Below are 13,150 nucleotides of genomic sequence, written 5' to 3'. Positions count from 1 at the left end.
ATAGTAGCATGAGATAGGAAGAGATCAATTTATCTCTCGGGGGAGATAGGTATGGACGATACGGCGGGCTTTCCGGATATGGAAGACGGAGAGGACGTGGAAACTGCCACGCGCCTGGAGACGGTAACATACATTGCACATATGCTCGAGCAGCTTGGCCTGATGGCAAAAAGCAAGAAATATACGGTGCTGGCCTATATGATCGAGATTGCTCTCATTGAAGCTCGGGAGGCGCTTCAAAGTGAGGACGACGGATGATTTCCCTTATTCCTGGGGGACGAGAGCCACCTGATTGCCGGCAAGCCGATGCAGCCGTCCGGCCAGATCCAATTCCAGAAGAACAAGCTGAACGGCTCCGCTATCCATGCCCGTATGGCGAACGAGCGTGTCTATGTCGGTCGGCACGGGGCCGAGAGCATCGATGATAATGTCGCGCTGCTCCTCTGTTGCAATCGGCTGAAATGATTCTGGCTCTTCCAGCGCCGAAGATAGGAGATCAGGCGGTGTTGGCGAAGCCGCCTGATAGGCACTTGATCCAGCCATTGGGCGCAGCGCGTCGATAACGTCGTTTGCCTCTGTGACCAGGGTTGCGCCCTGTTTCAGAAGCAGGTTCGTGCCGCGCGCGCGGGGATCGAGCGGAGAGCCCGGAACGGCGAATACGGTGCGTCCCATGTCGCCGGCCATGCGCGCACTGATCAGGGAACCGGAGCGTTCGGCGGCTTCAACGACGATCAATCCGAGCGACAAGCCCGCAATAATGCGATTGCGTCGCGGAAAATCGCGTGAACGCGGCTCTGTGCCCATCGGCATTTCACTTATCAGTGCGCCGCCGTGTTCGGGTATGGCACGATAAAGCGGAAGATTTTCAGGCGGGTAGGGACGGTCAAGACCGCCTGCCAGCACCGCAACGGTCCCGGTTTTCATGCTGGCCCGGTGCGCAGCCGCATCGATACCGCGGGCAAGTCCGGAAATCACCGTAAATCCGGCTTCGCCAAGATCATGTGCCAGACGCTCGGTAAAACGCGCACCGATGACAGAAGCGTTGCGCGAACCGACAATGGCAACGGGCGGCTTGCTGAAAACGGCGGCGCTTCCCTTGATCGTGACCAAGGGGGGCGGTGCTTCGCAGTTCTTGAGCTGTTGAGGATAATCCGGCTCACCCATTCCCACCAGGCGGGCCCCGGCGCGTTCGATGGCTTCAAGCTCACGCTCGGCTTCGTCCATGGGCGTGACGCGGATCGGGCGCGCGCTGCCGCCCCTGATGTTGAGATCGGGCAGCATTTCTATCGCGTTTGAAGCCGAGCCGCAAAACAGAATGAGATCGCGAAAGGTGACAGGCCCGATATTGTCGGTTCGGATGAGACGCAGCCAATTGAGCCTTTGGCGGTCGGAGAGGCGAATTCCAGTTTTCGAATTCGCGCCTTCCTTCATCCCTTGGTTCCGATCTTGCTCTCGGTGCCGTTCAGGAGGCGCATGATATTCGCTTTGTGTTTGATAATCACAATGACCGTCATGACCGCAAAGAGGATGGCGATTGCGGTACTACCCCGAGCATAAAGCGCGATGGGAACAATCACGCTGGCGATAAGTGCTGCCAGGGAGGAATAGCGCGTCAGGAGTGCGGTCACGATCCAGACTGCGGCGAAAACAAGCGCGCCGGGCCATGCAAGCCCGATCAGGACACCCAGATAGGTGGCCACACCCTTGCCGCCCTTGAAGCCGATCCATACCGGAAAGAGATGGCCGATAAAAGCACCGAAGCCTGAACCGATCGCAGCATCGGGCCCAAAACGCGCGGCGATGAGAACGGCAATCGTGCCTTTGAGTGCATCGCAGATCAGGGTTGCCGCGGCGATTTTCTTGTTGCCGGTGCGCAGCACATTGGTAGCACCGATATTGCCAGAGCCGATGGAGCGGACATCGCCCAACCCGGCCAGCCGGGTCAGGATCAAGCCAAATGGAATGGAGCCAAGAAAATAGCCGAAGACGAGCGCCGCTGCGAGCGTCAAGCTAAGGAATCCCGGTTCGGCCATGCATGTCCCCTTGCTTTTTGATTCCGCCTACCCGGAATTTTCCGATGATTGTTCCGGGTTATGCGGTGTTTTTCAAGCCGAGTAAACTGTCTTGCCGGCCACTAAGGTGTGGACGACGCGACCTTGAAGCCGTGCGCTTTCGAAGCAGCTGTTCTTCGAGAGCGAGTGCAGCTCTTCCTCACGCACGATCCATGGCTCGTCCAGATCGACAATGGCGAGATCGGCCTTCGCGCCCGGTTTGAGCGTACCGGCATCAAGGCCGAAAATACGCGCCGGAGCCGTCGACAGAACTTCAACCAGCCGGAGCAGCGGAATGCTGTCATTGTGATAGAGACGAAGGGCTGCGCCCAACAATGTTTCAAGGCCGATGGCACCGGCTTCGGCGTCGGAGAAGGGCAGGCGCTTGGTGTCTACATCCTGCGGATCGTGAGCCGAAACGACAATATCGATGGTGCCGTTCTTCACGGCCTCGACCATGGCAAGGCGATCCTGTTCGCCACGCAATGGCGGTGACAGACGGAAGAAGGTACGGAATTCGCCAATGTCGTTTTCATTGAGCGACAAATGGTTGATCGACACGCCGGCCGTCACCTTGGCACCCAGATCCTTGGCGCGACGCACGGCTTCCGCCGACATTTCGCAGGAAAGCTGGGCGGCGTGATAGTTGCTGTTGGTGAGCGCCGCCAGACGCAGATCGCGTTCCAGAGGTATCACCTCCGCTTCACGCGGGCTGCCGGAAAGACCGAGCCAGCTTGCAAACAGGCCCTCATTCATCACGCCATTCGCGCCGAGATAGGGATCGCGCGTTTCACAGGCAATCACGGCATCGAAATCACGGGCATAGGTGAGCGCGCGCCGCATGAGCTGCGTATTGGCGATCGTCCGCCTGCCTTCCGTGAAGGCCACCGCACCGGCATCGCGCAGCAGGCCGATTTCGGTCATCTCCTCGCCATTGAGACCTTTGGTGATGGCAGCTGCCGGGTGCACATTGACAAGCGCCGTGTCACGCGCCGTTCGCTTGACGAATTCCACCAGCGCCACATCGTCGATCACCGGATCGGTATCGGGCATCATGATGAGCGAGGTTACACCGCCAGCGGCAGCCGCACGGCTTGCAGAGGCGATGGTTTCGCGATGTTCAGCGCCGGGTTCTCCAATAAAGACGCGTGCATCGACAAGACCAGGCAACACGGCTTTGCCATTCAGGTCGACGATCTGCGCGCCTTCGGGCGCGCCCTGATGGCGGGCGTCGGCGCCCGCGGCGACGATCTTTCCATTCTGGATCAGGACACTGCCGGTTTCATCGAGGCCGCGCGACGGATCGACGATGCGCGCGTTTTCAAACAGGATCGCGCTCATGCTGCTTCTCCGTTGCTGGGATTACGGCGCGGATCAAGCAGCGCTTCCATCACGGCCATGCGCACGGCAACGCCCATCTCGACCTGCTGCTGGATCACGCTCTGCGGCCCATCGGCAACATCGGATGCGATCTCGACGCCGCGGTTCATCGGACCCGGATGCATGACGAGGGCGTCTGGCTTGGCGCGTTTCAATTTTTCCTTGTCGAGACCGTAGAAGCGGAAATATTCGCGCACCGAAGGCACGAAGGAACCGGCCATGCGCTCGCGCTGAAGGCGCAGCATCATGACCACATCCGCATCTTTCAGGCCTTCTTCCATCGAATTGAAGACCTCGACGCTCATATCCGCCATGCCGGAAGGCAGAAGCGTGGACGGCGCGACGACGCGCACCCGCGCGCCAAGCGCGTTGAGAAGCAGAATGTTGGAGCGTGCAACGCGGGAATGCAGCACATCGCCGCAAATGGCGACGATGAGGTTTTCGATCCGGCCCTTGGCGCGGCGGATGGTCAGGGCGTCGAGAAGCGCCTGCGTGGGGTGTTCGTGTGCGCCGTCACCGGCATTGACGACCGAACAGCCGACCTTCTGCGCGAGCAGGGCGGCGGCGCCCGCCGAAGCGTGACGGATAACCAGTATATCCGGCTGCATGGCGTTCAGCGTCATCGCCGTATCGATGAGCGTTTCGCCTTTCTTGACCGACGAATTGCCGACCGACATATTCATGACGTCGGCGCCAAGCCGTTTTCCGGCCAGTTCGAACGAGGATTGCGTTCGTGTCGATGCTTCGAAGAAAAGATTGATTTGCGTGCGACCGCGCAGCACGGACTTTTTCTTCTCGGGCTGTCTGGAAACAGCGATTTCCTGATCGGCAAGATCAAGAAGGCAGAGAATGTCCAGGGGCGAAAGCCCCTTGATGCCCAGCAGGTGGCGGTGAGGGAAGAGCGGAGGGACCGTTTGATTTGTCATGGCAAGTCATCCGTATAGGACCATGAGGCAGGTCCCGCAACCGTCCTTATAATGGCTTGAGGCGATTCACCAACAAAAACCTGTGCTGTCCTGACGACAAATCGCGCAGGGGATGGCAAAATTTTAGCAAATGCAGTGCAAGAAACGTAAACTGAATTGAATCGCACAATACGGAATGAGCTTTTGAAAACGCACGACGTTACCAACCAGACGCCGCCCATGACGGGCCATAATGCCTATCTGGGCGATCCGCTTCTGATGCAGATTGCGGCATCGTTCCCGAAGGAACTGCACGCCGATCTGGAGCAGACAGGCCGTTTCGTGTTGTCGGCGGAAGCACAGGACCTCGCGCGTCTGGCCAATACCGAGTTGCCGAAACTGCGCACCCACGACCGGCAGGGCAAACGTATCGATTTCGTCGAATATCATCCGGCCTATCATGCGCTGATGCGCCGTTCCATCGCGGCGGGCCTGCATTGCTCCATCTGGGAAGGCAATCCGCTCGAAAGCGGTCGCCGCCATCAGGCGCGCGCATCGCGTTTTTTCCTGACGGCTCAGCTTGAAGCGGGGCATCTTTGCCCGCTGACCATGACCAGCGCGTCGCTTGCCGCACTCATGGCATCGCCGGAAATCTACAAGGAATGGTCGCCGGTCATCCTGTCGCGCAAGTATGATTTTTCGCAGAAACCGGCATTCGCCAAGCAGGGCATTACGCTCGGCATGGGCATGACCGAAAAACAGGGCGGAACCGATGTGCGCGCCAATACCACACGCGCGACCCGCAATGAGGATGGCACCTATGCGATTACCGGCCACAAGTGGTTCATGTCCGCGCCTATGTCGGATGCATTCCTGACGCTTGCGCAGGCGGAAGAAGGGCTTTCCTGCTTTCTGCTTCCGCGTCTTGCCACCGACGGAAATGGCAACGGATTCTTTTTCCAGCGCCTGAAAGACAAGCTCGGCAACAAGTCCAATGCCTCGTCGGAGGTAGAATTCGATGGCGCTATCGGCCATTTGATCGGCAATCCGGGCGAGGGCATCAAGACCATCATGGATATGGTCACGCTGACACGGCTCGATTGCGCTGTCGCATCGGCTGGGTTGATGCGCTCGGGCCTTGCGGAAGCGGTCCATCACAGCCGTCATCGCCAGGTGTTCGGCAAGGTACTTGTCGAACAGCCCCTGATGCAGCGGGTTCTTGCCGACATGGCGCTCGATGTCGCTGGTGCGACGGCGCTTTCCATGCGATTGGCACGCGCCTTCGATATGGCCGCGAGTGATCGTGCCGAGGCGGCTTTTGCCCGCTGCATGACGCCGGTGGTGAAATACTGGGTGTGCAAGATCGCGCCCGCGTTACTCTATGAAGCTATGGAGTGCCTTGGTGGCAATGGCTACATTGAGGAAGGCAATCTTGCACGTGCCTATCGCGAAGCACCGGTCAATGCGATATGGGAAGGTTCCGGCAATGTCATGGCGCTGGATGTGGCGCGTGTGCTGTCGCGTGCACCCGGCCTTTTCGATGAAGTGCTGGAGTGGATCGGCGGGCAGTTGGGTCCGCGCGGGCAGGGAACACTCGATGTCCTGCGTGCCGCATTGCAATTGACCGAAACCGATTCCGGTGTCGCACGCCTTCTGACCGAGCAACTGGCCTATGCCGCCGCTGCTGCGGAATTGCGCCAGCTTGGAGCCGATGATGTGGCCGATGCGTTCATCGAGACCCGCCTTGGCGGCCAGTGGCGTTCGACCTATGGCATGCTGGACGCGCGCCACAATGCCGAACGGATTCTCGACCAGCTCTATCCGGCGTCGTAATCGTCGGATGCCGACTGTCTGATGCTATGCAGGCGGTCGAGCGCGCCTTGAAGAATGAAGGATGCGGCGGCCGAATCAATCCGTTCGGCCCGCTTGCCGCGCGAGACATCCATGCCGATCAGCGCCCGTTCGGCGGCGACGGTCGACAGGCGTTCATCCCAGAACACGAAGGGCAGGTCGGTCAGGGGCTGCATGGTGCGCACAAATGCCCGCGTGGCCTGAACGCGGGGGCCGGACGTTCCGTCCATATTCATGGGCAAGCCGATGACGATGACGCCAACCTTGTCGGCTTCCAGTGCTTTGAGAAGCACCTGTGCGTCGAGGGAAAACTTCACCCGTTTGATGACGGGCCGCGGATGCGCAAAGGAAAGCCCCAGATCCGAGACCGCAAGGCCGATGGTCTTGGTTCCCAGGTCCAGTCCGGCAATGGTCTGCCCCGGTTGAAGCAGCGCCGGAACGTCCTCGATTTCAACGACAGCCATCGGTCCTCATAGGATTTTGAAGTGGTTTCATATTGCCTTCAACTTTATCGGCGTCATATCTGTTCGCAAACTGAAAATCGAGCCTGAAACAGAGATTGAGGAGAGAACTGATGAAACTTACCTGGCTTGGCCATGCCGCTTTCCGTGTCGAGACGGCAAGGGCTGTTATTCTCATCGATCCGTTTCTCAACGGAAATCCCGGTGCAAAGGGCATCGATTTCAAGGAAGCGACCAGAGGCGTCACCCATATAGCGCTGACCCACGGCCATGGCGATCACGTCGGCGATACGCTGGCCATCGCCAAGGAACATGGTGCAACGGTTATCGCCAATGCAGATCTCGCAGGCTGGCTCGGCAGTCAGGGTGTGGAAAAGCTCGATCCCGGCAATACGGGGGGCACTTTGGCGCATGACGGGTTTACCGTCACATTCGTCAATGCACTTCATTCCTCCGCAATGCTGACGGAAAACGGTGTCTCGCAGGCGCTCGGCAACCCGAATGGTCTGGTGTTCCATTTCGAAGATGCGCCGACGCTCTATCATATGGGTGATACGGATATCTTCTCCGACATGGGGCTGATCAATGAGCTTCATCAGCCGGAGATCGGCATTGTTCCCATTGGTGATCGGTTTACCATGGGCGGTGCGGTTGCGGCGCTTGCCTGCCAGCGTTACTTCAACTTCAAGACCGTGCTGCCGTGCCATTACGCCTCGTTCCCGATCATCGACCAGACGGCGGACAGGTTTATCGCCGGAATGGCCGATCACCCGGAAACGAAAGTGCTGGCCGATCCGGCAGGGACGGTTCACAGCTTCGAAGCTTAAATTGTTGCGCTTGAAGAAGCGCGCCGTTATAGCCGGTAAAGGAATTTTCAGGGGCGGTGGACAGCTGCCCCCACAAGCATTTGCGGAGAACAGGATGTCCGTCGATATTTCCACCGTCAAGCGCGTCGCGCATCTGGCGCGCATCGCCGTCAGCGAAGACGATGCCGAACGCATGACCGGAGAGCTGAATGCAATTCTGGGCTTTGTCGAGCAACTGAACGAAGTCGACGTCGATGGCGTCGAGCCGATGACGTCCGTGACGCCGATGAAGATGCGCATGCGCGATGACAAGGTAACGGATGGCGGCATTGCTGCAGCCGTGGTCGCCAATGCACCGGTGACGGAAGACAATTTCTTCGTCGTACCCAAGGTCGTGGAGTAGAGCATGGCCATTCGGGTTTCGGTCGAGACCCCCTTGCAGGACGATGTGCGCGCGCTGGTCGATGGCCTGAATGCGCATCTTTTGCCGCTGTCGCCGCTGGAGTTCCAGTTCAAGATGACGGTCGAGCAGATGGCGGGGCCGGATATGACGGTCTTCGTGGCGCGCGATGAGGATGGCAAGGCCGTCGGCTGCGGTGCATTGAAGATGCATGATGATGGCATTGGCGAGGTGAAGCGCATGTTCACCCGTCCCGAAATGCGGGGAAAGCGCGTCGGTTCGGCTCTGGTCGATGCGATTGTCGATCAGGCCCGGGCCAGGGGCATTTCCCGCCTCGTACTCGAAACAGGCACCGGGCCCGGCTTTGCCGGTGCATGGCGGCTATATGAGAATTCAGGTTTTACGCGCTGCGGTGTGGTTCTGGACTATCCGGATTCCGAATACAGCGCCTTTTTCGAAAAGCGCCTCGTTGGGGCGCACTGACAGGATTTGACGATGAGCGAACTGACCGCACTGACCATTGCCGAGGCGCGCGACAAGCTGAAGGCCAAGGCCATCACCGCGACCGAACTCACAGACGCCTATCTTTCCGCAATCGATTCCGCCAATGAAACCATCAATGCTTACGTGAAGGTCACACACGATCAGGCGCGTTCGATGGCCAAGGTGTCGGATGAACGCATTTCCAAAGGCGAGGCGGGCGCATTGGAAGGCATTCCGCTCGGCGTGAAGGACCTGTTTGCGACGAAGGGCGTGCACACGCAGGCCTGCTCCCACATCCTGGATGGTTTCAAGCCGGAATATGAATCGACCGTCACCGCCAATCTGTGGGCCGATGGTGCGGTGATGCTCGGCAAGCTCAACATGGACGAATTCGCGATGGGCTCGTCCAACGAAACCTCCTATTACGGTGCGGTCAAGAATCCCTGGCGCGCTAACGGTTCCAACGCCGATCTGGTGCCGGGCGGTTCGTCGGGCGGTTCGGCTGCCGCAGTTGCCGCACAGCTTTGCGCCGGCGCCACCGCAACCGACACGGGCGGCTCGATCCGTCAGCCCGCAGCCTTTACAGGCACGGTCGGCATCAAGCCGACCTATGGCCGCGTTTCGCGTTGGGGCACGGTGGCCTTCGCTTCGTCGCTCGATCAGGCCGGGCCGATCGCCCGCGACGTGCGCGACGCCGCTATCCTGCTGAAATCCATGGCGTCGCTTGATCTCAAGGACACGACATCGGTTGACCTGCCGGTTCCTGACTATGAAGCTGCCATCGGCAAGTCGCTCAAGGGCATGAAGATCGGCATTCCGAAGGAATATCGCGTCGACGGCATGCCGGACGAGATTGAGGAACTTTGGCAGAAGGGTATCCGGTATCTCAAGGATGCCGGTGCGGAAATCGTCGATATTTCGCTGCCGCACACAAAATATGCGCTGCCCGCCTATTACATCGTGGCGCCGGCGGAAGCGTCTTCGAACCTCGCCCGCTATGACGGCGTGCGTTACGGCCTGCGTGTGCCGGGCAAGGACATTGCCGACATGTACGAGCAGACCCGTGCGGCTGGCTTTGGCAAGGAAGTAAAGCGCCGTATCATGATCGGCACCTATGTCCTCTCGGCAGGGTATTACGATGCCTATTATCTGCGTGCGCAGAAGGTGCGTACGCTGATCAAGAAGGATTTTGAAGACGTATTCGCCAAGGGTGTGCATGCGATCCTGACGCCGGCCACGCCGTCGGCTGCCTTTGGCCTTGCCGATGAGAATCTCGCCAATGATCCGGTCAAGATGTATCTCAACGACATCTTCACGGTAACGGTCAATATGGCCGGTCTTCCGGGCATTGCCGTCCCTGCCGGTATCAATGACAAGGGCCTGCCGCTCGGTCTTCAGCTGATCGGGCGCCCGTTCGAGGAAGAGACATTGTTTCAGGCGGCTCACGCCATCGAGCAGGCCGCCGGACGGTTTACTCCGGCAAAGTGGTGGTAAAAACCGATCTTCTTGTTCGCCGGGGCCTCCCCGGCGAATTTGTTTTTATGGCTGCATTGGCCGTCAGAGCCTGGCGGATTGCGGCTGGTGGTGCTGCATTGACCGCCGAACGGCAAGAAGTGCTGGAAGCGAAGTTCCTGCGCGATCTGCAAGAGAATGCGGATGGCGTTCTTGTCGCCGAACGTGACGGGGCCATCGTTGGCTGGGGCGCGAGCGTACCCAAAAGCAATTATATTTCAGATTTATGGGTCGACCCGCCTCATCACGGGCAGGGGATCGGCACGCAGCTCCTCGATGCGCTGATGGCGCAAATCTTGCTCGATGGCTTTGATGAAGCTGTGATCGGCACCCATGCGGACAATTTTGCCGCTATCGGTCTTTACAAAAAGGCAGGTTTCCAGATTGACTGGCAAGGGGACGAGTGGTCGGAGAGTTGCGGAAGGTGTGTCAAAAAAGTCAGAATGCGCGCCAGTCTTTGAGAACCCAGATTGTCGCAGCCGTTGCCGAATGATCCATCGCGCCTATCCTTCCTTGGAGCGGATAATATCAGGAAGAGGGCAGGCAATGTGGATCATGTTGACGGAAGTGAACGGCGACAAGCTCGCGGTGAATTTCAATCACGTTCTTTCCTATAATGTTTATGGAACCGGCACGCGCATTGTGACGCTGAGCGCGGATCAGACATTCTTTGTCAAGGAATCGATTGAGGAGATCGAAACCAGGCTCGGCATTGAGGTGAAGGCCTGAAGTTCTCGACGTGTCAGTGAGTTGAATAGCTTTATTGAAAAATAGAATGAACGGCATTGCGCTTGCGGATTGCCGTTCATCGACTTGGACAAAACAGGGCCTTCTCCATTAATTGTCCGAGAACGCATGGAAACGTTTGTGGAGGCGCCGATTAGATATCCAGTTCTTCCACGAAAGCCGCGCGGTCCTGAATGAAACGGAAACGCGCTTCCGGCTTGGTGCCCATCAGTTCATCGACGGTGTTGCGGGTTTCATCGATATATTCCTCGTCCACCTGAACGCGCAGAAGCGTGCGCTTCTTCGGGTCCATGGTGGTTTCCTTGAGCTGTTCGGCGCGCATTTCGCCAAGGCCCTTGAAGCGGCCGATTTCCACCTTGCCGCGTCCGGTGAACACGGTGCGCAGAAGTTCATCCTTATGCGCTTCATCACGCGCATAGGCGACCTTTCCGCCCTGGCTCAGGCGGAAAAGCGGCGGAACGGCCAGATAGAGATGACCATTGCGGATCAGATCGGGCATTTCCTGATAGAAGAATGTGATAAGCAGCGACGCGATATGCGCCCCGTCGACGTCGGCGTCGGTCATGACGATGACGCGGTCATAACGCAGATCGTCTTCCCGATAGTTCTTGCGCGTGCCGCAGCCAAGAGCCTGAACCAGATCGGCGATCTGCTGGTTTGCCGTCAGCTTTTCGCGCCCGGCGCTGGCAACATTCAAGATCTTGCCGCGCAACGGCAAAATAGCCTGATTGGCGCGGTTACGCGCCTGTTTGGCCGAACCACCTGCCGAGTCACCTTCGACGATGAACAATTCCGCCCCAGCTGCCGCGTTCTGCGTGCAATCGGCAAGCTTGCCGGGCAGGCGCAGCTTGCGCGTCGCGCTCTTGCGGACGGTTTCTTTCTCCTGACGACGGCGCAGGCGTTCATCGGCGCGGTCGATCACCCATTCCAGAAGGCGCGATGCCTCCTGTGGAGAAGCGGCGAGCCAGTGATCGAAGGGGTCACGGATCGCATTTTCCACGATGCGCTGTGCCTCGACGGTGGCGAGCTTGTCCTTGGTCTGGCCGACAAATTCCGGCTCGCGGATAAAAACCGACAGCATCCCTGCGGCCGATACCATCACGTCATCGGTCGTGATGATCGAAGCGCGCTTGTTGTTGGTCAGTTCCGCATAGGCTTTCAGCCCCCGCGTGAGGGCAATGCGCAGGCCTGCTTCATGCGTGCCGCCATCGCCGGTCGGAATGGTGTTGCAATAGGAATGGACAAACCCGTCGCCTCCAAACCATGAGACGGCCCATTCGACAGCGCCGTGACCGCCCTGCTTTTCGGTCTTGCCTGCGAAAACCTCGCGTGTGACCTGATGTTCCTTGCCAAGCGAGGCTTCGAGATAGTCCTTCAGGCCACCGGGGAAGTGGAACACGGCCTTTTCAGGTGTTTCCTTCTTCGGGTCGAGCAGGGACGGATCGCAGTTCCAGCGGATTTCAACGCCGCCGAACAGATAGGCCTTGGAACGCGCCATGCGATAGAGGCGATGCGGATCGAACTGCGCCGTCTTGCCGAAAATATCGGGATCGGGATGGAAGCGGACGCGGGTGCCGCGACGATTATGCACTTCGCCCACGTCTTCCAGCCCGCCCTGCGGAATGCCGCGCGAAAAACGCTGGCGATAAAGACGGCGATTGCGGGCGACCTCCACTTCCAGCACATCGGAAAGCGCGTTCACCACCGAAACGCCCACGCCATGCAGGCCGCCTGATGTTTCATAGGCCTTGCCGTCGAATTTGCCGCCGGCATGCAGCTTGGTCATGATGACTTCGAGCGTGGACTTTCCGGGCACCTGCGGATGTTCATCCACGGGGATGCCGCGTCCATTGTCCGAAACCGTGACAAACCCGTCGGCATCGAAACTCACTTCGATGAAATTGGCGTGTCCCGCGACTGCTTCGTCCATCGAGTTATCGATGACTTCGGCGAAGAGGTGATGCAGGGCCTTTTCGTCGGTGCCGCCAATATACATGCCGGGACGCAGACGCACCGGCTCCAGGCCCTCCAGAACACGGATGGACGAAGCGTTATAGTCGTCGCCGGACGATGAGGCAGGCGGCGTCTTGGCCGTGACCGGCTTTGGAACAGAGAGCGACGGCGTGGCCACCGGCTGCGCGACAGGCTGCGGCGCCAAAGTTTTTTCACTCTGTCGCCCCTGTTCCTGTTCCCGGGCCCTGGCATTGTTGACCACTCTCGAAAAGAGATCGTTGCTATCGTCCATCTGTTTCGAAAAGCTCTCTATCTGAATTTCAGGAGGTCGTTGCCGAGCCTGCTCGCCATTGACCGGAAAATATTGTTCGCGAATCACCTGAATGATGCCATGTACGCTCGCGAAAGGCGAATAAAGTTCGCCTTACGTTCCGCTTTCACACGGCTTTTTCAAAGGGTTTTGCGCAGAACCGGACTGATTTGCACCAGAAAGAAGGCGAAAGTCAAACCACCGGGATATTTCCGGTTAAAGGGGATGGAAACGCTGCCGCAGTTCGCATAGAGCGATAGCGGGGAATATTCCAGATACCGAGAGTTTGAA

At 58.7% G+C, this 13,150-nt stretch carries 14 protein-coding genes; 8 read left to right on the top strand and 6 right to left on the bottom strand.

The annotated features are described in order from the left end of the window. Nucleotides 1-51: 51 nt before the first annotated feature. The gene (locus AVM02_RS09500; RefSeq protein WP_411506720.1) at nucleotides 52-258 is read left to right on the top strand and encodes a hypothetical protein; all 207 of its coding nucleotides are present in this window, start codon (nucleotides 52-54) and stop codon (nucleotides 256-258) included. Nucleotides 259-264: 6 nt separating this feature from the next. Here AVM02_RS09500 and dprA read toward each other — a convergent pair whose 3' ends face one another. The 4 genes from dprA to AVM02_RS09480 form a co-directional block, all read right to left on the bottom strand. Next, nucleotides 265-1,431 carry a DNA-processing protein DprA gene (gene dprA / locus AVM02_RS09495; RefSeq protein WP_411506719.1) on the bottom strand — a complete coding sequence of 389 codons (1,167 nt, stop codon included), beginning with the start codon at nucleotides 1,429-1,431 and terminating at the stop codon, nucleotides 265-267. Next, nucleotides 1,428-2,033, bottom strand: coding sequence for a glycerol-3-phosphate 1-O-acyltransferase PlsY (gene plsY, locus AVM02_RS09490; RefSeq protein WP_411506718.1), 606 nt, complete (start codon nucleotides 2,031-2,033; stop codon nucleotides 1,428-1,430). Before plsY ends, dprA begins: the two co-directional genes overlap by 4 nt. A 72-nt stretch (nucleotides 2,034-2,105) precedes the next feature. Further along, nucleotides 2,106-3,392 (bottom strand): dihydroorotase, encoded by a 1,287-nt coding sequence (locus AVM02_RS09485; RefSeq protein WP_411506717.1) that lies wholly within the window; start codon nucleotides 3,390-3,392, stop codon nucleotides 2,106-2,108. Next, nucleotides 3,389-4,357, bottom strand: coding sequence for an aspartate carbamoyltransferase catalytic subunit (locus AVM02_RS09480; protein WP_411506716.1), 969 nt, complete (start codon nucleotides 4,355-4,357; stop codon nucleotides 3,389-3,391). The genes AVM02_RS09485 and AVM02_RS09480 overlap by 4 nt, the downstream gene beginning before the upstream one ends. A 183-nt stretch (nucleotides 4,358-4,540) precedes the next feature. On the opposite strand from AVM02_RS09480, the gene AVM02_RS09475 reads away from it, so the two are divergent. Continuing rightward, a complete protein-coding gene (locus tag AVM02_RS09475) occupies nucleotides 4,541-6,169 on the top strand; it encodes an acyl-CoA dehydrogenase family protein (protein WP_411506715.1) in 1,629 nt (542 codons plus the stop codon). Here the strand turns inward: AVM02_RS09475 and ruvX are convergent. Beyond that, complete coding sequence (ruvX, locus tag AVM02_RS09470; protein WP_411506714.1) at nucleotides 6,154-6,651, bottom strand: Holliday junction resolvase RuvX; 498 nt, start codon at nucleotides 6,649-6,651, stop codon at nucleotides 6,154-6,156. The genes AVM02_RS09475 and ruvX overlap by 16 nt on opposite strands. A 110-nt stretch (nucleotides 6,652-6,761) precedes the next feature. Between ruvX and AVM02_RS09465 the strand changes: the two genes are divergently transcribed. The 6 genes from AVM02_RS09465 to AVM02_RS09440 all read left to right on the top strand — a co-directional run bounded on the left by AVM02_RS09465 (nucleotide 6,762) and on the right by AVM02_RS09440 (nucleotide 10,578). Beyond that, the gene (locus AVM02_RS09465) at nucleotides 6,762-7,475 is read left to right on the top strand and encodes a metal-dependent hydrolase (RefSeq protein ID WP_411506713.1); all 714 of its coding nucleotides are present in this window, start codon (nucleotides 6,762-6,764) and stop codon (nucleotides 7,473-7,475) included. Between the two features lie 94 nt (nucleotides 7,476-7,569). Continuing rightward, entirely contained in the window at nucleotides 7,570-7,857 is a 288-nt protein-coding gene (gene gatC, locus AVM02_RS09460; protein ID WP_411506712.1) for an Asp-tRNA(Asn)/Glu-tRNA(Gln) amidotransferase subunit GatC, read from the top strand. Nucleotides 7,858-7,860: 3 nt separating this feature from the next. After that, nucleotides 7,861-8,337: a GNAT family N-acetyltransferase gene (locus tag AVM02_RS09455; RefSeq protein WP_411506711.1), complete on the top strand. Its 477-nt coding sequence runs from the start codon at nucleotides 7,861-7,863 to the stop codon at nucleotides 8,335-8,337. Nucleotides 8,338-8,349: 12 nt separating this feature from the next. After that, entirely contained in the window at nucleotides 8,350-9,831 is a 1,482-nt protein-coding gene (gatA, locus tag AVM02_RS09450; protein WP_411506710.1) for an Asp-tRNA(Asn)/Glu-tRNA(Gln) amidotransferase subunit GatA, read from the top strand. Continuing rightward, entirely contained in the window at nucleotides 9,825-10,310 is a 486-nt protein-coding gene (locus AVM02_RS09445) for an N-acetyltransferase family protein (protein ID WP_411506709.1), read from the top strand. The genes gatA and AVM02_RS09445 overlap by 7 nt, the downstream gene beginning before the upstream one ends. Before the next feature lie 85 nt (nucleotides 10,311-10,395). After that, nucleotides 10,396-10,578 (top strand): hypothetical protein, encoded by a 183-nt coding sequence (locus tag AVM02_RS09440; RefSeq protein ID WP_411506708.1) that lies wholly within the window; start codon nucleotides 10,396-10,398, stop codon nucleotides 10,576-10,578. 151 nt (nucleotides 10,579-10,729) lie between these two features. On the opposite strand, the gene parE is transcribed toward AVM02_RS09440, so the two are convergent. Beyond that, on the bottom strand, nucleotides 10,730-12,841 hold the full coding sequence (gene parE / locus AVM02_RS09435) for a DNA topoisomerase IV subunit B (RefSeq protein ID WP_411506707.1): 2,112 nt from the start codon (nucleotides 12,839-12,841) through the stop codon (nucleotides 10,730-10,732). Between the last annotated feature and the right edge of the window lie 309 nt (nucleotides 12,842-13,150).

It is taken from the genome of Brucella anthropi (genome assembly GCF_046630315.1).
Lineage (GTDB): Bacteria > Pseudomonadota > Alphaproteobacteria > Rhizobiales > Rhizobiaceae > Brucella > Brucella anthropi_A.
This window is presented reverse-complemented; position numbering and strand designations above follow the sequence as displayed.

What these genes read in the sequence shown, in the direction of transcription:
- ruvX (WP_411506714.1), bottom strand. Translation starts at nt 6,651, where the DNA reads ATGGCTGTCGTTGAAATCGAGGACGTTCCGGCGCTGCTTCAACCGGGG.
- AVM02_RS09485 (WP_411506717.1), bottom strand. Translation starts at nt 3,392, where the DNA reads ATGAGCGCGATCCTGTTTGAAAACGCGCGCATCGTCGATCCGTCGCGC.
- dprA (WP_411506719.1), bottom strand. Translation starts at nt 1,431, where the DNA reads ATGAAGGAAGGCGCGAATTCGAAAACTGGAATTCGCCTCTCCGACCGC.
- AVM02_RS09500 (WP_411506720.1), top strand. Translation starts at nt 52, where the DNA reads ATGGACGATACGGCGGGCTTTCCGGATATGGAAGACGGAGAGGACGTG.
- AVM02_RS09465 (WP_411506713.1), top strand. Translation starts at nt 6,762, where the DNA reads ATGAAACTTACCTGGCTTGGCCATGCCGCTTTCCGTGTCGAGACGGCA.
- gatC (WP_411506712.1), top strand. Translation starts at nt 7,570, where the DNA reads ATGTCCGTCGATATTTCCACCGTCAAGCGCGTCGCGCATCTGGCGCGC.
- AVM02_RS09455 (WP_411506711.1), top strand. Translation starts at nt 7,861, where the DNA reads ATGGCCATTCGGGTTTCGGTCGAGACCCCCTTGCAGGACGATGTGCGC.
- gatA (WP_411506710.1), top strand. Translation starts at nt 8,350, where the DNA reads ATGAGCGAACTGACCGCACTGACCATTGCCGAGGCGCGCGACAAGCTG.
- AVM02_RS09440 (WP_411506708.1), top strand. Translation starts at nt 10,396, where the DNA reads ATGTGGATCATGTTGACGGAAGTGAACGGCGACAAGCTCGCGGTGAAT.
- AVM02_RS09480 (WP_411506716.1), bottom strand. Translation starts at nt 4,357, where the DNA reads ATGACAAATCAAACGGTCCCTCCGCTCTTCCCTCACCGCCACCTGCTG.
- plsY (WP_411506718.1), bottom strand. Translation starts at nt 2,033, where the DNA reads ATGGCCGAACCGGGATTCCTTAGCTTGACGCTCGCAGCGGCGCTCGTC.
- parE (WP_411506707.1), bottom strand. Translation starts at nt 12,841, where the DNA reads ATGGACGATAGCAACGATCTCTTTTCGAGAGTGGTCAACAATGCCAGG.